This is a genomic window from Pseudomonas sp. C8002 (assembly GCF_013385765.1).
GTDB lineage: Bacteria > Pseudomonadota > Gammaproteobacteria > Pseudomonadales > Pseudomonadaceae > Aquipseudomonas.
On the sequence record NZ_JACAPJ010000002.1, the window covers coordinates 163,140 to 182,920 of the forward strand.

Sequence of the window (19,781 nt, forward strand, 5' to 3'; positions counted from 1 at the left end):
CTCGTAAGGGTAGGGTGAGGTGCCAGATTAAGAAAATTATTCGGATCTGAAAAACGGGAAGATATAATGATATCTATCGGAAAAAACGCAGGTTAGACATGCGCCCCTTTGACCTTGAGCAACTGCGCTCCTTCGTCACCATCCTGGAATCCGGCAGCCTTTCGGCGGCCGCGCCCAAGCTGTGCCGTTCCCAGTCCGCGCTCAGTGAGCAACTTCGCAAGCTGGAAACCTTCACCGGCGTGACGCTGCTGGAGCGCGGCAAAAAAGGCGTGAGCCCCACACCTGCCGGAGAGCGCCTGCTGGCACATGCGCGTGAATTGCTCGCGCTGAGTGACTGCGTGCTTGAGGACATGCGCGGCGTGACCTTGAGCGGCGAACTGCGCCTGGCCATCACCGACTATTTTTTGCCGAGCGCCATCGCGGGCATGTTGAAGGGTTTGCGCACGCGATATCCGCAGCTTCGGTTGCATGTTTCGGTGCGCAAGAGCCTGCAAATCGAAAAGGGCGCCAACAGCGGCGAATTCGACATTGGCCTGTCGATGCGCATCCTCGATGGTCGCAGCCTTCCCGAAGGCATTCCCGTACGACGAGAGGCCCTGCGGTGGGTGGCACTCAGTGGGTTCGACGCACAGCACCAACTCGTGGCGCCGCTGCCGTTGGTGGTACTTCCCCAGGATTGCAGCTTGCAGCGGTTCACCATCGACCTGTTGGATGCGCGCGGGGTGCCGTATGTCATTGCGCATTCCGCGTCCGGGGTGGCGGGCCTGCAATCGGCACTGCTGGCGGGGCTGGGCGTGGCGTGCCTGAACAGCTCGGCCGTGCCTGCCGGGGCCGAGGCATGCCGGTCGATTCAAACGCTTCCGGCGCTGCCCGATGTCGAGTTCAGCCTGTTACCGCCGCGTCCGGGCGAGGCTTCGCTGGTCAGTGCAGTGCGAGAAATGTTGATCACGCACTTTTCCTAGCGGCTCAAGATCGCCGGCTGGCCCCCGGCGGCTGCCCGGTAACGCGCTTGAATGCCCGGCTGAACGCGGCCTGGGAGTTATAGCCAAGGCGCTGCGCCACGGTTTCAATGGGCAGCCGCTCCAGCGTCAGCCACTGGCTGGCCAGGCGCATCCGCAGTTCGGTGGCGTAGCGCAACGGTGGCGTGCCGATCGTGGTTTGAAAGTGTTGGGCGAACACCGAGCGCGAGGTATGACACTGCGCCGCCAGCTCTTCCACCGTCCAGTCGCGCCCAGGCTGTTGATGCAACGCCAGCAGGGCCTTGGCCAGGCGCGGGTCGCGTAGCGCGGCCACCAGGCCGGACGCATTCCCGCAGGCACATTCGACCCAGCCCCGAACAACCATGGCCGCCACCACGTCCGCCAGGCGTGCCAGAATGCCGGCGAAGCCGATGCGGGCGCTGCTGACTTCACGCTCCATGGCCGCCAGGATCGGCATCAGCCCCGGATAACGTTGGCCCTTGGCGTCGATCAGCATCAGGTCCGGCATCAGGCGGCCAAGGCCGTGCAAACTCCCCAGTTCAAACTCCATGCAGCCGCTGAAGAGCAGGGTGCTTTGAGCCACGCCTGCATCGGTGCGGGCATCCACGGCACACACCGCATCGCCGAGGGCTGCGGCGTTGAAGCTGTGGATGTCCTGCACCGGCACCTCCGGGCTGGAGAGCAACTGATGGGCGCCCCCGTGGGAGATGAACACGGCGTTGCCCGGCGTCAGTTCGTACTGCGTGCCGTCCTCGGTACGCAGGGTGACGCCGCCGGCGGCGACAAGGTGGAAGTACGCATGCCCGGGTTTGGCCGCAAAGCCCAGGCCAAACGCCGGCCCGGCCTGGATACGGCGGTACTCGACGCCCCGCAGGCGCATGCCGCGCAACAGCTCGTTGATGAGGTCAGAGGACACGTCGAACGGTTCTGGAGGCATCATTTTCGGGGTTTCGGTAAAGGATTCAAGATTTTGCATCATAGATCATCCTGTCCTGCGTACCTAGACTGGCGGTCGCGATAACTTTTGGAGGGTGACCAGTGATGAGCAGTTGTGTGTGTGACGCCGTAACCGGTGCAGATGTAGCGCCCGCGACACCGGCCTGGATGGCGGTGTTTTCGTTGGCGATGGGCGTGTTCGGATTACTCACGGCGGAGTACCTGCCGGCCAGTTTGTTGACGCCGATGGCGGCCGAACTCGGCGTCTCGGAAGCCTTGGCAGGGCAGGCGGTGACAGTCACGGCGGTGGTGGCGTTGTTCGCCGGTTTGCTGGTACCGGGCCTGACCCGCGGGATCGACCGGCGCGTGGTGCTGTTGTGCTTCAGCGCACTGATGATCTGCTCCAACCTGCTGGTGGCGGTCTCGTCGAGCCTCACGGTGTTGCTGCTGATGCGTATCCTGTTGGGCATCGCCCTGGGTGGCTTCTGGAGCATGGCGGCGGCGGTGGCGATGCGGCTTGTACCGGCGGCCCTGCTGCCGCGTGCCTTGTCGATCATCTTCAGCGGCATCGCGGTGGGCACTGTCGTGGCGGTGCCGCTGGGCAGCTTTTTGGGTGGGCTGTACGGCTGGCGCAGCGCGTTTCTCGCCGCCGCCGCAGTGGGCGGCGTGACCCTGGTGTTCCAGCTGTTCACCCTGCCGCCGCTCGCACCCCGCAGGACCGCCCGCTTGAGGACGGTGCTGGAAGTGCTGCTGCGTCCGGGCATTGCCGTGGGCATGTTGGGGTGCGTGCTGGTGCACACCGGGCACTTTGCGCTGTTCACCTATATCCGGCCATTCCTGGAAAGCACCACTGGCGTCGATGCCGAGGGGCTGGCGTTGATGTTGCTGGGATTCGGTGTTGCGAACTTTGCCGGCACGCTGCTGGCCGGCTGGCTGCTGGTGCGTCTGCCGCGTGGAACATTGGTGCTGATGCCCGCGCTGGTGGGTGTTGCAGCGCTCGCTCTGGCGCTGTTGCCGGCAACCGTGACCGGGCAGGTGTGGTTATTGATGCTCTGGGGCCTGGCGTTTGGCGGGGTGCCGGTGGCCTGGTCGAACTGGGTGGCGCGGGCAGTGCCTGACCAGGCCGAAAGCGCCGGGGGCATGGTGGTGGCTTCAGTGCAGTCGGCGATTGCCGCCGGTGCGGCGGCAGGCGGCGCGATGTTCAGTTTCAGTGGTATCGGCGGGGTCTTTGTCGCGGCAGGTATCTTGATGCTGTTGGCGGCACTGTTGATTGCGCTGAAGGTGAAGGTTGAAGCGCCTCCACAAGGTGCAGAGGCGGGGCCGGCGTTTCATCTCTGAAGCCGTGTTAGAGGCAGGGGGCGAGAATAAACGCATGCGCTTCGCCCCCTTCAGTCCGCTTGTTCAATCCTGCTGGTTTTGGGCTCAGTTCCGACTCCGAGCAATCGTAGCTGAACGACCGCCTGCTGATCATTGACCTGCAGCGACCCTCGTATCTCTCTTTACTTCAGTAGCTGCGCAAAATAACCTCTGCCTCGCAGGCACCGTCCTGCTCCTTCAGGTTTGGCAAGGCGCTTCACACTCACCAGCACCGCCTGGCAGGTGTCATGGTGCTTGCACGTTGAGGTTCTGCGATGAGCGCAGTCGTTGATCATGGCGTCCGTTTCGGACGAATTGCAGTAACGCTTCCCGTAAAGGACATGGGCAGGGCCCATGATTTTTACACCAGGGTCCTGGGGTTTACGAAAGCCTTCGAAAATGGAAACCCGATCGGCTTCATGATTCTGCAGCGCGACCAGGGCGAGCTGCATTTGACCTTGCAACCCAACCACCCAGCCGCCGCGTTCACGATTGCCCACCTGATGGTGGACGATGTCGACAGGCTGCACGCCGCTTGCGTGCAGCATGGGGCGAGGATCATCAAGCGCCTCAAGGATCAGGATTACGGGTTGCGGGCGTTTGTGTTCGAAGACCCGGACGGGAATCGTATTGATGTAGGTCAGCCGCTCTAACCGAGCAATCAGGGAAGATAATGTTGACGACTACCGATGTTGTTCACACGCTGCGTGCACCGTCAGAGCTTGATTACTACGACACCCGGTCAGCCCCGCTGCCTACTGAAATCACCGCGCTGGATGCCTGGAACATCATGACCGGCGAACCGGGGCCGTTGATGCAGGTGGCTTTCCGAATCAGGGATGCCATTTCCTCGTTGTTTGGTGTGAAGCGCATCGGTGGGTTCTCCGGCACCTTGCGCGAGGCTGTGCAGGTCGGCGACCGGCTGGACTTCTTCCTGGTGGAACGCAGCGCGCCCGACATGCTGGTGCTGACCGAGCGTGACCGGCACCTGGATGTGATGATCTGCCTTTCAATCGCTGACCGTGTACTCACGATCACCTCGTCGGTTGTCACCCATAACACCTATGGGCGCCTCTACATGCTGCCAGTGGGGCCAGCGCACAAACTCATTGTGAATGCTCACCTACGACGACTTGAACGAACGCTGCAAGAGACAGCCGCAACGCCCGGCGGGTAGGCACGTTCACCGCCCGCCGGGAGGTGGATCAATTGCCTTTTTCAGCCGCCAAGAAGTACGCAACCAACGCATTGGCGTGACCATGGCCCATGCCGTGTTCAGTCTTGAGCAAGGCCACAAGCTCCATATGCTTCCTGGAACTGGCGGCCTTGAGCAGATCCAGCCAGTGGCTAATGGGTTGCCCATAGTTTTTTTCGATGGAGGGGAAGTACGACGCTGGCCCTTTTGTTTTTGTGTCGTCGGTCATGATGCAAACTCCCTTTTTGCTGAGGTGATAATGCCCGGATAACGTTACCGCTCTGGACTCACCGGATCCACCGTACGGCCCGTCCCTACACGCCCCCGTTGGCCTCGCCAATCAGAATATCCTCGAAGAACGCCCCGACCGGTTGTGTGGGATGGCAGATCTGTATCTCCAGCACCCAGACCATCTCGCTCGGTACGATCTCGACTTCAGCCAGCTTGTCCTGCCCGAACAGGGCATGGGGGAAGTCGGCGATGCGGTGTCCGGCCAGGTTGCGCTCAAGGCGCCAGCCCTTGGAGAGGGCGCTACCCTCAGCGAAGTCGTACAGCTCGCGCCCGGTCAGCCCGCGGTGCCAGGCATCGCGGGTCTCGTCGAACACTTCATGCAGGGCCTTCGTGCAAGCGTCATGCAATGGGTGCTCGCCGAATACGAAGGTGTCGCCATAGTCGCCTTCATAGCCATCCCACACCGGGCCAAGGTCCACCACGGCGATATCGGTGGGCCGCAGCTTGCGCAGCAGGTCGATGCCTTGGCGGGGTGTGCGGACGGTGTCTTCGCCAAAGCGGATATAGGTGGGATGCCAGGTGTGAGACGCGCCCATGGCCTGCAATGTCTCACTGGCCATTGCGAGGGCTTGCGCCGTGGTCATGCCGACTTTCAATTGATCGGCGATGGCGGCCAGGGCCCTGACCGTTTGCTCGCGGGCGGCGAGCATGCCGTCCAGCGAGTAGCGCGGGCCGACTTTTTCCAGCACCGGGTGCCGCGTGTTGAGCGACTCCGCTGGCGTCAATGCACCGCTGGGGACGAAGGCTTCGGCGACAAAACGATGCGCCTGCGCACCCGCCGCCAGGCAGGCTTCGCGGGCCTGGTTGATCATCGTGCTATTGCCGCAGGCGTAGATTTGGCTCTCGGCCCAGTCATGGGGCTGTGTCAGCGCGACCTGCTGTACGCGTGCGTCTGCCGACAAAACCCGATGCCAGAGAAAGCGTGGATGGGCCTGGCTGGCCCGTTCGAGAAACTCGACGTCGTAGAAGTCCGCCGGTGCCGAGTTACCCCAATACAGGGTGACTTCGGCCTGGCGGGCCAGGGCCGTCAGCAACAAGGGCTTGATACCGGCATAACCGGTCCCGGTAGCGAACAGCACAACAGGGCGTTCATCGTCGTGTTGCCAGGTGCAGGCGCCCACGGGGCCTTCGAGTTTCACCGCATCACCCACTTGCAAGGTCGGCAGGATGCGTTCGGAAAACAGGCCGCCGCTGACCTGGCGAATATGAAACACCAACCGGCCTTGGTCCTGCGCGGGCAGATTGGCCACGGAGAAACAGCGGCTGTCGCCATCGTCGAGGCGAAACCTGAGGTACTGGCCGGCCCGGACTTCGAGTGGCTGGGCAGTCAGCAACACCAGCTCGACGATGTCGGCGCTCAACGCGCGTTTGCTGATCACCTGTGCGCTGGCTTCCAGCGCGGGCGTGTCCAGTGACCAGCCGGGGATTTCCAGGCGCATGTCGCTGCAGGCATGGCTCTGGCACAGCAACATCTCGTCAGCCGCGAGCGGATAAGAAGGGGCAGGGGTGTCGGGTGTGCGCAGCTTTTCCCGGTGCTGGCCCGACACCACCTTGACCTTGCACGACCCGCAGGCGCCGCGCCGGCAGGAAAAGGGTACGGCGAGACCGCTGGCCAGCATGGCGTCGAGCAGCAATTGATCGGCAGCTTCGAAGGATTTGCCCGAGGGCAACAATTCAACGACATGGCGGTTTTGCATAAACACCTCGGGGCAATTGAGGCTCGATTGTTGCGGTAGACTAGGACCAGGAGAACCTCCAGTTTTGGATAATTCATATGGTCCAGCTTCGCAAATGGCGCCCGCTGCTCAAACTCGATGGGGAGCAGCCGCAGGCGTCCTACAGAAAGATCGTCGAGGGCCTGGTGAGCGCGATTGTCGAGGGCCGCCTGCGCCCCGGAGCGCTGTTGCCCGGCACGCGGGAGATGGCGCAACTGCTGGACGTCAACCGCAAGACGGTGATCCTTGCCTACGAGGAGGCGGCGACCAAGGGCTGGCTGGTCAGCATTCAACGTCGCGGCACCTTCGTCAGTTCGCAGCTGGCGACAGGCGCGGTGCCGGCCACCCGCGCCCCGAAGTCGTTTGCCCCGGCATTGCGGGAGGCGCCTGCGGCGGCCTATTTCACCCCAGGCGAACAGGTGACAGCCCTGCAACACCGGCCCGGCGCGCTGTTTTTTGACAATGGTGCCTGTGACCATCGCTTGCTGCCGCAAGCCGTGCTGCACCGCTATTACCGCAATGCCTTGCGCAACAGCTTTACCACCAACACCGTGCGCCATGGCAGCGAAGGCAGCGGCCAGTACCTGCGCAACGCCCTGGCCGAAATGTTGCGCCACAATCGCGGCCTGACGGTCGGCGCGCCGCAGATTTGCCTGACTCAAGGCGTGCAGATGTCGCTGTACCTGACCGCCAGCGCGTTGCTCAAACCCGGTGATGTGGTGGTGGTCGAACGCCTGAGTTACCCACCGGCCTGGGAGATTTTCCGCCAGTTGGGTGCGCAACTGGTCACCGTGGACCTGGACGACGAAGGTTGCCGGGTCGACCAGCTCGCCGAGCTGTGCCGCCTGCATGACGTACGGATGATGTACGTCACCCCCCATCACCAGTTTCCTACCACCGTCAGCCTGCGTGCCGGACGTCGCCAGCAGCTCCTGGAACTGGCCCGGCTGCATGACTTCTGCATCATCGAGGAAGACTACGACCACGAATACCACTTTGCCGGACGGCCCTATTTGCCCCTGGCCAGTGACAGCGCCCAGCGTCATGTGATCTACATCGGCTCGCTGTCCAAGTCCCTGGGCAGCACCTTCCGTTGCAGCTATATCGTTGCCCCGTCGAACCTCATCGAAGTGCTCGAACGTACGGCGGCGGTGAGCCTGGGCCAGGGCGATGCCGTGATGCAGCGGATGCTCGCGGACCTGATCAACGATGGCGAATTGAAGAAGCACCTGCGGCGGGTTTCCAGGGAATACCGTCGGCGTCGGGAGACCCTGCTCAGTTGTTTGCTGGAAGCTTTTGGCGAGCAGATCTCTGTGCAGGAACCCGAAGGCGGGCTGGCGCTGTGGGTAAAGTTCGCCGACTCAATCGACGTCGACCGACTGGCCGAAAAAGCACTGGAGCTGGACCTGGTGGTGCGCAGCGGTCGCCTGTTTTCACCGTTTGATCATCCTGAAAATGCCTTGCGCCTGGGCTTCGCCTCGCTCAATTCGGAGGAAATCCGCGTCGCTACGCAGCGTTTGGCTGAGGCTTCACGGGCGATTGGGGGCGCGGCTAAATAATTAAGCCGGCTCAAAGGTGGATGTGTAAGGATATGTTACTTAGCCTTTGATACTGCCAATAACAGGAACCGACGCTGATGCTCGCTGCCTTCAGACACTACCCGTTTTCGGTCAATCTGCTGCTGTCGTCTGCGTTGTTCCTGACCCTGGGGCGCGCCATTACCCTGCCGTATATGGTGATTTATCTGTCATCCAACTTCACGTTGGGCATCAGCGAAATCGGTCTGGTGGTGGGCGGTGCAATGCTCGTCGGTTCGTTGCTGAGCCTTTACGGCGGCTACCTGACTGACAAAATCTCCAGCTACCGATTGATCCTCAGCTTCACGGGGTTTTTCACCGTCGGCTTCATCGGCATGTGCGTCACGTCGCACCTGTGGCTGTTTTTCCTGTTTCTGGTGTCGTTCAACTTCGCCTATTCAGTGATCGATATCGTGGTCAAGGCCGCGTTTGGCAAACTGCTGCCGGAAGCCGAACGCGGCAAAGTGTTTTCGGTGCGCTACACCCTGATCAACATTGGTTACGCAGTGGGGCCGTTCATTGGCGCCGGGCTCGCGCACATGGATATGAAACTGCCGTTCCTGGTGTCGGCGATCCTGGGCATGGGCTTCTTCCTGACCTATATGGTGTGGGGCGACAGGAGCCTCAGCTCCGCCGACCCGGCCAATGCCCCGGTGTCGTTCGTCGCGGTGGGGCGCATTCTGCTCAAGGACTATCGCCTGGTCTGCTTCACGGTGGGCGGCGCGTTGAGCGCCGTGGCGTTCGGCCAGTTCACCGGCTACATCTCGCAATACCTGGTGACCACGAGCACGCCGGAATTTACCTACCGGGTCATCAGCTCGGTGGTGGCGGTCAATGCGACCGTGGTGATCTGCCTGCAGTACATCGTGGGCAAGCGCATTACCAACGAGCATCTGAATCAATGGCTGACGGCGGGCTTCAGCCTGTTTCTGCTGGGCGTCGTCGGTTTTGCGCTGTCCACCACCGTGCTGCATTGGGCGTTGGCCGTGGCGATATTCACCGTGGGCGAAATCATCGTCTTCCCGGCCGAGTACATGTTTATCGACCGCATTGCACCGGAGCACTTGCGCGGCATGTATTACGGCGCGCAAAACCTGTCCAGCCTCGGCGGTGCGCTGGGGCCGGTGCTGTGCGGGTTTGCCCTGGCAACGCAGTCGGCGCATTTCATGTTCTATATGCTCGCGGCGTTTATCGTGGCGGGTGGGTGCTTCTATCTGATGGGGGCTTCCTATTCCAAACGCTACGACACTGGACGCGGGGAGTGAGTGCTTTACCTATCCTCCACGCCTGCCCAGGTGAGTAAGCCAAACTCAGGTGTTCATGGCGGCCCCTTCAAAAAACGCCGCGCATGATCCGGATCCGGCAACAGGCAGGTGTCGTATTTCCCGAAGAGCCGATAGCGATTACGCGCGATGCGATCATAAGCCCAATCCCGAAGGAAGCGCGGGATGGCGCGCAGCACCAGCAACGGGCGCCAGCGGGCAGGCAGTTGCGCAATGATTTCGAACACCGCCTCCGAACGCTCCCAGTAATGCCGGTCGCGGATCACTGCGAGGGTGTCGAACTGATCCAGCGGCAACCCGGCCCAGGCCAATAGCGCCTGACCTTCGGGCGACTGAACGGCCGCCAACCGCACACGTCGGTCGTGGTCGTGGCGAATCAGGAACCTCGCCCAGCCGTTGCACAGCTTGCACACACCGTCGAACAGCACCACGGTTTCGCCGGGCTTGAGGAGTGGTGCGGGAGTAGGCCGGGTGTGGGAGGCGGGCATCAGCGTGGGTCCAGTCGGGCCGGGTTAGCCTGGATCATACCCGCGTTCGGCACGACTCAGCGCTGCCCGCAGCCCCGTCGATGCACTGGTGAGTGGAGCAGGGCCCGTCGTTACAAGCGAAGAGGCTTCGCTCATGGACGCTTGCCCCAGTGCCACGATAGACGCGCCGTCCATATAGGCACGGTCCGCAGCCTTGGCGATGGTCGCGAGATAGCCGTGCAGGTCGCCCGCCTTGAACATCGCCCATGCCCCCGGAACCAGTTGCACCTCCACCGACGCCCCGGTGTGCTGGGCCATCTGGTAAAACAAGCGAGCAGTCGGCTCGAGTGTGGTTTCGACAGCGCACAACACCACCACCTTCCCGCCAGCTTGAACCGCCGCGAATGCCAGCGCTTCATCTGCCCGCAAAATCGGCACCGGGGTGTGAGTACCGGCAAGTTCAACCACCGGGCCCAGGGTCGAACAGGTGAGCACCACTGCATCGCAGTGCTGAGCCAGGGCAACCAGCGCCAGCTGCGTTTCCTCGGCTATGCCTGCGGTCAGCTTACCCGCGCGTTCGACCGCTGCCAGAAGATCGGCCCGGACTGCATGGTGCAACACCCGTGACCCGATCCCCAGCGCTGCTGCGGCAGCGTCAAACACGGCAATGTTGCTCTCGGCGGTATGCAGGCAGGTAATACGCATCGCTCAGGTCTCCGGCACTTTTGAACACCCGCCGACTTTAACGCGACAACACCGGCGCTGCGCCTTTTTCCTCCACGCCCACCTCATGCAGCGAGATCCGTGACGTCTCCGGCAACGCCAACCCGCCCGCCAATGCCAGCACCGCCACCGCAATCAGATAAAACGCCGGCGACAGGTTGCTGCCCGTGGTACTGATCAACCACGTCGCCACCAACGGCGCCGTACCGCCAAAGATCGTGTACGCCATGTTGTAGGTAATCGCCGAAGCCGTATACCGCGTACGTGTCGGAAAGGTCTCCGACAACAACGCCGCCGTCACCACCCCACACAGCACCGCGCCCACCGCCAGCAACATCACCCCTACCACCGATGCCGCGAACGACCCGGAACTGGCCATCAGGAACGACGGGTACACCACCACAATCAACAACACACACGCCGTCATCACCGTGACCCGACGCCCCACCCGATCCGAATACAACCCCGCCAGCGGGCAGATCGCCGCCGCGAAAATCAGCGCAATCAGCGACACCAGCAACGCCACCGCCCGACTCAAGCCACCCGCCACCTGCAGATACGTCGCGAAGTAGGTGGTGAACATATAGAACGACAACGCCGTGAGCGACACAAAAGCGCCCAGGCAACAGATCGCCGCACCATGGTTGCGCAAGGTTTCCCTGAGGGGAGAGTGCGCTACCGCGTGCTCCTGCTTCACCGCCTGGAAGGCCGGCGTCTCATCCAGCTTCCAGCGCAGGTAAAGCCCCACCAGCCCCAGCGGCGCCGCGATCAGGAACGGCAAGCGCCAGCCCCAACTGCCCATTGCCTCGGCGGACAGCGAAGCCTCCAGGGCGTACGCCACCACGGCCGCCGCAGCGAACGCAGAAAACGTCGACACCGGCACAAAACTGCCATACCAGGCGCGCTTGTCACTGGGCGCATGCTCCATCAGATAGGCACAGGCCCCGGCGTATTCGCCCCCGGCGGAAAAGCCCTGGGCGCAGCGAATCAACGACAACAGAATCGGCGCCGCCACGCCGATGGCGGCGTAGGTGGGCAGCAGGCCGATCAGCGTGGTGGCGCCGGCCATCAGCAAAATCGTCATGGCCAGCGTGCGTTTGCGCCCGATCCGGTCGCCGAGCATGCCAAAGAAAATCCCGCCCAGGGGCCGGAAGGCGAAGGCCACCGCGAACACCGCAAAGGTCTTCAGCAACGCCGCGCTGGCGTCACCGCTGGGGAAGAATTGCTGGGCGATGGTGGTGGCGAGAAAACCGTAGACGGCGAAGTCGAACCACTCCACGAAATTACCGATGCCGGCGGCGATGATCACTCTGCGCAGGGTTTGGGGGCTGACCTGTTCGGTGGATGGGCTCGTCATGGGGGAAGGCCTCGGCGGTGGTAAGGGGATGCTTGATTATCGGGGGCGGGGATTGGGCGGCGGGGCTCAAAAGAGTCGTCCGCGTAGTCAGTAGCGACTGGGTGGGAGTGATGCAGGCAGGATTTGGGCCAGGTAAGGCGGGGAGCTATCCAGGGAAGGGGTGGGTGATTTCTACGCAAGGACCACAACGGAAAAGGGGGCATTTATTAGATCAAAAATAAATGCCCCCTTTTCCGTCCCGTATTGAGACCTACTGTAGTGGTCAACTAATCCCGGACACGACGTTAAGTTTTTTCTCGGCCTGAGCCGGTGGCAGCCCACCATTAAATTGGTGCGGTCGAATCCAGTTGTACCGGTGCATCAAAAAATGGCTGATATCCCGCTGAGCTTGTTGGACCGTCGCGTAGCCCATGGTCGGTATCCACTCGGTTTTCAGGCTCCTGAACACCCGCTCCATCGGCGCATTATCCCAACAATTTCCTCGCCGGCTCATGCTCTGACGCATGCGATATCGCCAAAGGCGCTGGCGAAAACTCCGGCTTCCATATTGCGAGCCCTGGTCGGAGTGGAACAGCAAACCCTGAGGCTTCCCTCGCTGCTCGTAAGCCATGTCCAAGGCCTTGATGACCAAGTCGGCATCCGGCTTTCCCGACAACGCCCAACCCACAACACGGCGGGCAAAAAGATCTAGCACAACCGCCAGATACTGCCATTTCCCTTGAGCCCAGATGTAAGTGATATCGCCACACCAGACGTGGTCAGGAGCGGGCACATCAAACTCTCGGTTCAAAATATTAGGGATGTCGGGCCGCTCGACCGTCGCCTTTTTGTAAGCATGCGATCCCGGTTGTTTGCTGACCAACTCCAGCTCGCGCATCAGGCTGCGTACCTTGAATCGCCCGATCTGCTCGCCGTCGTCCTGCATCATGGCCATGATGCTACGGCTACCGGGAGCACTGCGGCCTTGGGTGAACAACTCGCTCACCCGACTGCGCAATCGAAGGCGTTCTACATCTGGTGTGCGGCGCCTGAGACGCCGAGCGTAGTAGCACGAGCGGGTCACTTCAAACACCTTGCACAGCCAATCAACCGGCTCGTGGATGCTCAACTGGTCAATCAGCGCGAACGCTCGAGATCTTCCGACATCAAGAGCGCGGTGGCCTTTTTTAAGATCGATTTTTCCCGCTCAAGGCGAGTAATTCGGGCTTCCAGCTCTTGGATTTTCTGCTGCTCCGGGGTCAGCGCTTTGCTCTGCGGGGTGACGCCCGTGCGTTCTTGCTGCACCTGGTCGACCCATCGGCGCAAAGCCGACTCCCCGACACCAAGCGAGCGGCTGGCCTCAATGAAGCTGTAATCCTGCTTGAGAACGAGGTCGGCAGCCTCGCGTTTGAATTCAGGGGAAAAGGTACGGCGTTGTTTGGTCATCTGACACCTCGTTCTGGCGAGCATTCTCGCCTAAATGGGTGTCCGATTTCATTAGACCACTACATACGCGACCTGAGAGGAATAGGGGTCTGACCCCTATTTCATCCTTAGCGTACAAAGCCGTTTCAGTAACTTAATGCCCTGAAACCGGCTCTTCCTCCTGAACTTTGCGTATGACGTTGGAGACCGACTCCAGAGCCACCAGGTCTTGCCACTTGCCATCTGCAACGATTCTGCCCGTGTCGAAGACGATGACTCGATCAAAGTGATTGAGCACAGTGAAATCGTGGGTTACACAGATCAGACTTTTATCGGCAAAGCAGGTGAAGAGTGCATCCCAGATTAACGAGGCGCCCTGGGGATCAACGGATGAGGTCGGCTCATCGAATATGTTGAAATTCCCAGGTCTTAGCAGCACGCGTAGAAGCGAAAGCTTTTTTGCTTCGCCACCGGAAATACTGGTCGCGTCTTGATTTATCGTTCGAACAGGCAATTCGTCAAACAGATGCTGGATATTAAGCTGCGCCGCGACGCTGCTAAATGTCGAGTTGAACGAGCCATGAAAAAAAACAGCGTCTGCCAGGTTGCCTGATAAAAACTTCGGAGTTTGGGGGCAATACCGAATGAGCCGAAAATGTTCCTCTTCAGCGATTGACTCTAGCGCGGTCTGTCCTATCCGGACGGTGAGCCCGGGACGCTGCTTCACGCCCACGAGCAGTTCCACAAAGGTTGATTTTCCGGAGCCACTTGCCCCAACGACGGCAAGATGCTCACCGGGGCGCACTTCGATGGCCTGTTGAATGACTAATGAAACTCCCTCGGCGATCAGTGCAGTGGAGGCGGGGTAAATCAAGCTGTCAGAATCCAAGGGCAAGCTCTCGGCCTTACCCTTGAAGCTTTGCTCGCGCAGAATCGATCGAAACTTGGCGTAGTCCGAAGAGAATTGATCGGCGAAACGATAGACCTCTCCGATGCTGAACACCGTGTTGAAAAACATCGTGGATAAGGTAAACAAGACGACAAAGTCGCCGACCGTCAGTTCGGACGCCGAAGCCTGTCTTACAAAGATGCCGTACCCGATCACTGTGCTGCTGGTCAGGGTTAAGAAAAGTGCCCTTGACGCCCCTAGTACCGCAGCGGAATATCCGACTTTTGTGGCGGCATCCGCGTACTGGTAAAACGTATCGAACAGGGGTTTCAGCCCCGATTCCTGGGCCCGCTCCAGCCTTATCTGTTTACCCGCCTGAATCGTGTTTGCAAATACTCCCGCCTGTTCATCTTCGGCGTCATTGACCGCATCGATATGAGCGCGGCGCCACGTGATCAAGTAGTGGGTCAATGCCAGGTAGACGCCGGAAAGTGCAAGCACAAGCGCCAGGAACACAATATTCGCAATCCATACCAGCCACGCCGAAATCACGATGAACTCGATGCAAAGCGGCAAAATAGTGATCAGCGCGTAGTTAAGAATTCGCTCGCTGGCTTGTATGCCGCGTTCAATCGATTTGAGCATCTTGCCGATATTGATCGATGAGAACAGGTCGAAGTGCTTGGTGAATATCTCGCGAACCCATCGAATCGAAACATCGCTGAGCCCTTTTTGAATAAAACGGGTCAAGTAGTACCCCTGAATAGGGATAAGAATAACGTTAATAACGCCGACGCAGATAAACCCCAACAGATACAAGGCCGTCTCTGAATCCAAGGTGTGCTGGGTAAAGGTATCTACTACGCGCCCGATGATAATCGCCGGCATTATGGTTGCCACTTTGGATAGGATGACAATAACCATCACTAGCCAGAACAGCCTCTTATGACGGTAAAGTGCGTGTTTAAAATCCTCAAGCATGACCCGCCTCCTCAGTTGCTCTCGTTAATTGTGTTCAAGCAAAACGTTATTGGGTACCACGAGAGAGAAGAGTAGGGGCAGCCCCCGCTTTCAATAATGGTGGTCTGACCCCTATTTAAAAATTTGGGCGCAGGCTACCCCAGTTCACACTAGCCTCCAATACCAGCCTCGCTATTATTTATGCATACCCAAAGAGAAAAATATTCTATGAGACTACTCTATAAATTTTCACATGTTGTGCCTCATGGGGCGTGAATTCAGGAACTCTCAGGATTTTCCAATCAACTTGCCGCATGGCGTTGTCACGTCGTGACTTTCCCGGCACGGGCCACTATTTGCCAAGAAAATACTTCATGACGCAGTTCTCTATTTTCTACTGCGCAGTTGATACCAGCCCTTCACCGTTCTCCCGTCAGGCACGTCACCACGCTTTCGCAGCTCGCGTTAATCGCCAGCTGCAAGACCCAAACGGCGCAGACACAAGAGAAGAATAGGGGTCAGACCACGTTTTCAATAATGGTGGTCTGACCCCTATTTCTGCATCTATTATCTGAGGTCGAACCAACGACCGAAGTTGTCGAGCTGGGATTACTTTTGAGCATGGGGCCGCCGATGCAGGGAAAAACGTTCGAGATAGTGCGAATAGATCAAATCCACGAAATTGTTTCGCCAACCATAGAGTCACTTTTACAGCCGTTAGGATTCGAAGTTCAGGGCCCGCTGTCCTGGCTTCGTAGCGTCGATGCTCCCATTCGCCAACTCTTTCGCCTTGAGCAGTGGAAAGGCGGCGCGCTAGCGCCGTCATGGGCTCTGTCACTGGACTTCGTTCCCCATCTTTCCGGCAATGAAATCAAATGGCACAGGACGTCAAAATCAGCACGACCTGATCTGACTTTCGATGTGCGCGATCGAGCGTTTGATATCTCATGCAGCTACGGACCTGATGCCATAGCAACCAGCGCACCCAATATCCTCCGGGCTGCCATTCCAAAAGCTGAATCGTTTTGGGACGAGGCTCGTTCGATAGCCGACTTGCCTGGTGCTTTCGAGCGGGTCAAGCAGCATTTGTCGACGGGTGGCCTGGGTTTCTACAACTACATACAACATCCTCTTGCATACGCGTTTGTATTGGCCATGAACGGCAAGCCCGATACAGCCGAAGAAGAGTTTCAACGCTATTCACAGCGTCTTTCAGAGGCGGCTCGAAAAAAACTCCGCAAGCTATTCATTGATGCAGGCGGTCACCTTGGCTAAGCGAGTACGACTTTTTCAACAGAATCGGCCAGAAGCGGCCGCTCATGACCGACCGCTTCCGACCCAACGCAGCCATCCGCTCCTGACTATTGGGTTAATGCACCCACGTCATTCACCAGTGTGCGCCAGCCATCCTTTGCCTCCTGCTCCGAGGTAAAGACTTGCACTTTGGGATGCCAGAACGCCCCCTCGATTACGATGCATTCCAAGGTAGAGTCCTGAAACGTAAAGACATAGTGGATAGCATCTTTCATGAACCGCTGTTTGTCGTGTCGAGGATGAATGGCGTTCCTTTGCTCAAGCTCTGCTAACCAAGGCGAATTATCTATTCGATGAATTTGGTAATGCTTTAGGCCAAGTCCAATGAGCGGATGGCCGCCCAAAGCTTCGTCGTTTGGCGAACCGAATTGGATTTTCTTTACTAGCGGAAAATGAACCACAGCTATTTCTTCTCCGGTGGTGTAATACCGTAAACATAGTTGCGTGTCCGTGGCGAACACCACTGGTTCAGGCGACGTACTTGGCTGTGGCCAGGAGTCGAGCAGCACTACGGTCGCTAATGACATGCGGGAACCTGATGAATGAATGGGTTATAAACAGAGTGCGAGAGCGACTCGTTGTCGTCAAACCTTTCTGATCGCGACCGACTGCTTCTGGCCGTTAGCGGTCTATCACGCCCAGCAGCTATCGGGCAGGAGCAGACGCTGAGCGAGCGCCGCTGACCTGCTGAACACTATCAACGATCCACGTTTCCGCTGACTAATTACTCGCTGCGGCTGCCCCGGCGCGCGCGTTATGGTCGTCCCGTGGCGAGCGGCCAAAGAATGCTTTGTAGGCACGACTGAACGCCGCCTCGGACTCATAGCCCACCGCAAAACCTACGTCGCCAATACGGCTGGCTTTGGTGGCCAGCATGGTTCTGGCCAACGTCAGTCGCCATTCATTTTGGTAGCGCAGGGGCGCACGCCCCACTAGGGCGTTGAAGCGTTCGCAGAAACTGGAGCGCGACATCCCCGCCAGCTTCGCCAGCGCGTCGATGCGCCACTGCTGCCTGGGCTGCTCGTGAATGGAGCGGAGCACACGGGCGATGCGCGAATCGGACAAACCGCCCAGCCATCCGGATGCGGCGCCTTGCTGTACCCAGGTGCGCAGCACGCGAATAACGGTAAGGTCGATCAGCCGCGAGACCATCAACGCGCCACCGGGCTGCACGTCATGAGCTTCCAGCAGCATGAAATGCAACAAACCTTCGGACCACGGCGCCGCGTCGGCCTGCTGGATATGAATCAGCCAGGGTAGGGCAAAGAGCATGGCGCGAAAGCTGCCGGCATCGAACCAGAAGCGGCAGATAGCAAGCGTGGTTGGGCCGCCGCTTGCGGCGAGCTGCAGGTGTTCCAAGGTGTGGGGCAGCAGGAACACGTCGCCGGGCTGCACCTGCGCGGCAGGCTGGTCGTTGCGTTGAATGCGCAACTGGCCGCTCTGCAACAGACAGACGTGGGCACTGTTGCGGTCCAAATCCAAGTGTTCACCGGGGGCGAGGTTGGCGGAGTACACGCGATCGCCGGTCAGGCGCATTTGTGCCAGCACCTGGGACAGGAGGTCGCCGCTGGCGAAACCCTCCAGCTGCATTTCCGGAAGAATGGTCAAGTGTTCCGGTGAATCGGTCATGTAGGCCTGGCCGCACTTTGACTAACGTAGGGCCACAAGTATAGCCCAGTGCCACGAGGGGCCAGAAGCGTTTTGGCTCCAATAGCGGTGGTGACGAACTATGCCGATCATCCAACCTGAAGGAAGTGCTCCATGTTCGGAATCTCAGCCCTTGGTTGGCTACATACCCTAGGTAGCCTGCCCGCCATTCCCTTGGCCGCTTATATGTTCGTGCGTCACGGCCGCATCGTTCCCCGTTCCAGGCCCGGCCTTGCGTATCTGGTGTTTATGCTGCTGGGCGCCGGCTCGGTGTTTCTTATCGCCAAGCAGCCGGTGAGTAACGCCATTGCACTGCTCACGCTGGTATTGCTGCTGGCCGGCTATGGGGTAGGGCGCATCCGCGCGCTGGGCCACGCCGGGGTGTACGTGGAAACCATTTTGCTCAGCGTGACGGCGTTCTTCCTCATGCTGCCCACCGTCTCCGAAGTGCTGCGCCGTGTACCCGACGGCCACCCCATTGTCACGGACTTGCATGCGCCGCTGCTGATCGGTGCCCAGATCGGCCTGTTACTGGCCCTGATGCTCGGCGTGACTGCGCAGGTGCTGTATTTGCGCAGGCAGGGTGCGCAGCGGCGCGCTCTGGCGGGCTAGGCGCTGGCGGCGCCTCAGTGATTGCCGAGCATGTCGCTGGCCAGTTCTGCCAGTGCACGCAGGCGGTCCAGGCGCCGCATGTCCTGATGGTAGCCCATCCAGATATCACGAGAGGGCGGCGCTTCGTTGAGTTCAATGCGAGTCAGGGCTGGCAGTTGGTCGCCCAGCAAGCGCGGCAGTACGGCTAACCCCAAGCCCCGCGCGCACATCTGCGCTTGCACGGTGCGGCTGCTGCTGGTGAACACCGTGCGCGCGGCGGGCAGCATGCTCTGGAGCCACAGCACATCTGGGTAGTACGCCTGCGCGGTGTTCATCAGGATCAGCCTGCAGCCCGCGCCATCCGCACCGGGCTCGAAGGGCACGGCGGCGCTGATGTACAGGCCGTAGGGCATGGTCATCAGCCGGCGCTGCACGATGTCCGGCTGATCAAACGGCACAATGCGAAAGGCAATGTCTGCTTCGCGGCGGGTGAGGTCCGATAGCCGCTGCCCGGCTATCACTTCTGGTACCACGGCAGGGTTGCGGCGCACCAGTTCGTTCAGCACCGGTGCTAGCACGTAGCCGGCAAACCAGTCGGCTGAAGAAATGCGCAAGATGCCTTCGGGCTGTTCATCACTACCATCGATGCGCCGGGCGATTGCCAAGGCGCTGCTTTCCATTTCCTCTGCAAGGCAGAGGATGCCCTCGCCGATCGCGGTCGGCACCAGGCCTTCGCTGGTGCGCCGGAAAAACGCCTGGCCGCTGGCCTGTTCCAGCGCCTGCAAACGCCTGCCCACGGTGGGGTGGCTGACGCCCAGTTGCTTGGCCGCAGCGCCCAGAGAGCCGGCACGGGCTATCGCAAGGAAAAACCGTAAGTCGTCCCAATCCACTCAACCACCCCTTACAAAAATGAACGCGCAATGTACAGCGATGGCAGTCCCGCCAGCGCCTCCCAGCTTTCAAACTGCGGCCACGTTTAGCCTGGCAGAGTCGCCAGACCTACCTCACGCCGTTCAATAGTGTACGTAGCGGTGCGCTGGCCAGGCCAGGGACGTTTTAGAACCTGCCGGCCACGTGCCGTTTTCTGGAGGCTTTG

19 protein-coding genes are annotated in these 19,781 nt (G+C 60.0%); 8 read left to right on the top strand and 11 right to left on the bottom strand.

Features of this window, described 5'->3' with window-relative positions; all coding sequences use genetic code 11:
- Window positions 1-98: 98 nt before the first annotated feature.
- Window positions 99-962, top strand: a complete 864-nt coding sequence (locus tag HX814_RS02575; RefSeq protein WP_177009650.1) for a LysR family transcriptional regulator — start codon at window positions 99-101, stop codon at window positions 960-962.
- Window positions 963-966: 4 nt separating this feature from the next.
- Here the strand turns inward: HX814_RS02575 and HX814_RS02580 are convergent, their stop codons facing one another.
- The gene (locus tag HX814_RS02580) at window positions 967-1,956 is read right to left on the bottom strand and encodes an AraC family transcriptional regulator (RefSeq protein WP_177009667.1); all 990 of its coding nucleotides are present in this window, start codon (window positions 1,954-1,956) and stop codon (window positions 967-969) included.
- Window positions 1,957-2,021: 65 nt separating this feature from the next.
- Between HX814_RS02580 and HX814_RS02585 the strand changes: the two genes are divergently transcribed.
- The 3 genes from HX814_RS02585 to HX814_RS02595 all read left to right on the top strand — a co-directional run bounded on the left by HX814_RS02585 (window position 2,022) and on the right by HX814_RS02595 (window position 4,449).
- A complete protein-coding gene (locus HX814_RS02585; RefSeq protein WP_177009651.1) occupies window positions 2,022-3,254 on the top strand; it encodes an MFS transporter in 1,233 nt (410 codons plus the stop codon).
- 293 nt (window positions 3,255-3,547) lie between these two features.
- Window positions 3,548-3,925 (top strand): glyoxalase/bleomycin resistance/extradiol dioxygenase family protein, encoded by a 378-nt coding sequence (locus HX814_RS02590; protein WP_008438853.1) that lies wholly within the window; start codon window positions 3,548-3,550, stop codon window positions 3,923-3,925.
- 20 nt (window positions 3,926-3,945) lie between these two features.
- Complete coding sequence (locus HX814_RS02595) at window positions 3,946-4,449, top strand: DUF2867 domain-containing protein (RefSeq protein ID WP_102368493.1); 504 nt, start codon at window positions 3,946-3,948, stop codon at window positions 4,447-4,449.
- 28 nt (window positions 4,450-4,477) lie between these two features.
- On the opposite strand, the gene HX814_RS02600 is transcribed toward HX814_RS02595, so the two are convergent.
- Together HX814_RS02600 and HX814_RS02605 are read right to left on the bottom strand one after the other, a co-directional pair.
- Window positions 4,478-4,696, bottom strand: a complete 219-nt coding sequence (locus HX814_RS02600) for a DUF4287 domain-containing protein (RefSeq protein WP_003214516.1) — start codon at window positions 4,694-4,696, stop codon at window positions 4,478-4,480.
- A gap of 85 nt (window positions 4,697-4,781) precedes the next feature.
- Window positions 4,782-6,455, bottom strand: coding sequence for a M24 family metallopeptidase (locus HX814_RS02605; RefSeq protein ID WP_177009652.1), 1,674 nt, complete (start codon window positions 6,453-6,455; stop codon window positions 4,782-4,784).
- Between the two features lie 77 nt (window positions 6,456-6,532).
- Here HX814_RS02605 and HX814_RS02610 point away from each other — a divergent pair, with 77 nt between their 5' ends.
- Both HX814_RS02610 and HX814_RS02615 read left to right on the top strand, forming a co-directional pair.
- Window positions 6,533-8,032, top strand: a complete 1,500-nt coding sequence (locus tag HX814_RS02610) for a PLP-dependent aminotransferase family protein (protein ID WP_177009653.1) — start codon at window positions 6,533-6,535, stop codon at window positions 8,030-8,032.
- A gap of 77 nt (window positions 8,033-8,109) precedes the next feature.
- Entirely contained in the window at window positions 8,110-9,315 is a 1,206-nt protein-coding gene (locus HX814_RS02615) for an MFS transporter (RefSeq protein WP_102605065.1), read from the top strand.
- Between the two features lie 53 nt (window positions 9,316-9,368).
- Here the strand turns inward: HX814_RS02615 and HX814_RS02620 are convergent, their stop codons facing one another.
- The 5 genes from HX814_RS02620 to HX814_RS02640 all read right to left on the bottom strand — a co-directional run bounded on the left by HX814_RS02620 (window position 9,369) and on the right by HX814_RS02640 (window position 15,154).
- Entirely contained in the window at window positions 9,369-9,821 is a 453-nt protein-coding gene (locus HX814_RS02620) for a thiol-disulfide oxidoreductase DCC family protein (RefSeq protein WP_177009654.1), read from the bottom strand.
- 24 nt (window positions 9,822-9,845) lie between these two features.
- Complete coding sequence (locus HX814_RS02625; RefSeq protein WP_177009655.1) at window positions 9,846-10,505, bottom strand: aspartate/glutamate racemase family protein; 660 nt, start codon at window positions 10,503-10,505, stop codon at window positions 9,846-9,848.
- A 37-nt stretch (window positions 10,506-10,542) separates the two neighbouring features.
- Window positions 10,543-11,880 carry an MFS transporter gene (locus HX814_RS02630; RefSeq protein WP_177009656.1) on the bottom strand — a complete coding sequence of 446 codons (1,338 nt, stop codon included), beginning with the start codon at window positions 11,878-11,880 and terminating at the stop codon, window positions 10,543-10,545.
- A 262-nt stretch (window positions 11,881-12,142) separates the two neighbouring features.
- Window positions 12,143-13,305 (bottom strand): IS3 family transposase gene (locus tag HX814_RS02635; protein WP_170041412.1). Its coding sequence is split into 2 segments (ribosomal slippage): window positions 12,143-13,053 and window positions 13,053-13,305, totalling 1,164 coding nucleotides; the frame shifts between segments, so codons are not numbered across the junction.
- Between the two features lie 133 nt (window positions 13,306-13,438).
- Entirely contained in the window at window positions 13,439-15,154 is a 1,716-nt protein-coding gene (locus tag HX814_RS02640; protein ID WP_177009657.1) for an ABC transporter ATP-binding protein, read from the bottom strand.
- A gap of 612 nt (window positions 15,155-15,766) precedes the next feature.
- On the opposite strand from HX814_RS02640, the gene HX814_RS02645 reads away from it, so the two are divergent.
- Window positions 15,767-16,408 (top strand): hypothetical protein, encoded by a 642-nt coding sequence (locus HX814_RS02645; RefSeq protein WP_256344133.1) that lies wholly within the window; start codon window positions 15,767-15,769, stop codon window positions 16,406-16,408.
- 86 nt (window positions 16,409-16,494) lie between these two features.
- Here HX814_RS02645 and HX814_RS02650 read toward each other — a convergent pair whose 3' ends face one another.
- The gene (locus HX814_RS02650) at window positions 16,495-16,974 is read right to left on the bottom strand and encodes a hypothetical protein (RefSeq protein WP_023659022.1); all 480 of its coding nucleotides are present in this window, start codon (window positions 16,972-16,974) and stop codon (window positions 16,495-16,497) included.
- 193 nt (window positions 16,975-17,167) lie between these two features.
- Window positions 17,168-18,076 carry an AraC family transcriptional regulator gene (locus HX814_RS02655; RefSeq protein ID WP_177009659.1) on the bottom strand — a complete coding sequence of 303 codons (909 nt, stop codon included), beginning with the start codon at window positions 18,074-18,076 and terminating at the stop codon, window positions 17,168-17,170.
- Window positions 18,077-18,208: 132 nt separating this feature from the next.
- On the opposite strand from HX814_RS02655, the gene HX814_RS02660 reads away from it, so the two are divergent.
- Complete coding sequence (locus tag HX814_RS02660; protein WP_087694693.1) at window positions 18,209-18,706, top strand: hypothetical protein; 498 nt, start codon at window positions 18,209-18,211, stop codon at window positions 18,704-18,706.
- A 14-nt stretch (window positions 18,707-18,720) separates the two neighbouring features.
- On the opposite strand, the gene HX814_RS02665 is transcribed toward HX814_RS02660, so the two are convergent.
- The gene (locus HX814_RS02665) at window positions 18,721-19,575 is read right to left on the bottom strand and encodes a LysR family transcriptional regulator (RefSeq protein WP_087694692.1); all 855 of its coding nucleotides are present in this window, start codon (window positions 19,573-19,575) and stop codon (window positions 18,721-18,723) included.
- Between the last annotated feature and the right edge of the window lie 206 nt (window positions 19,576-19,781).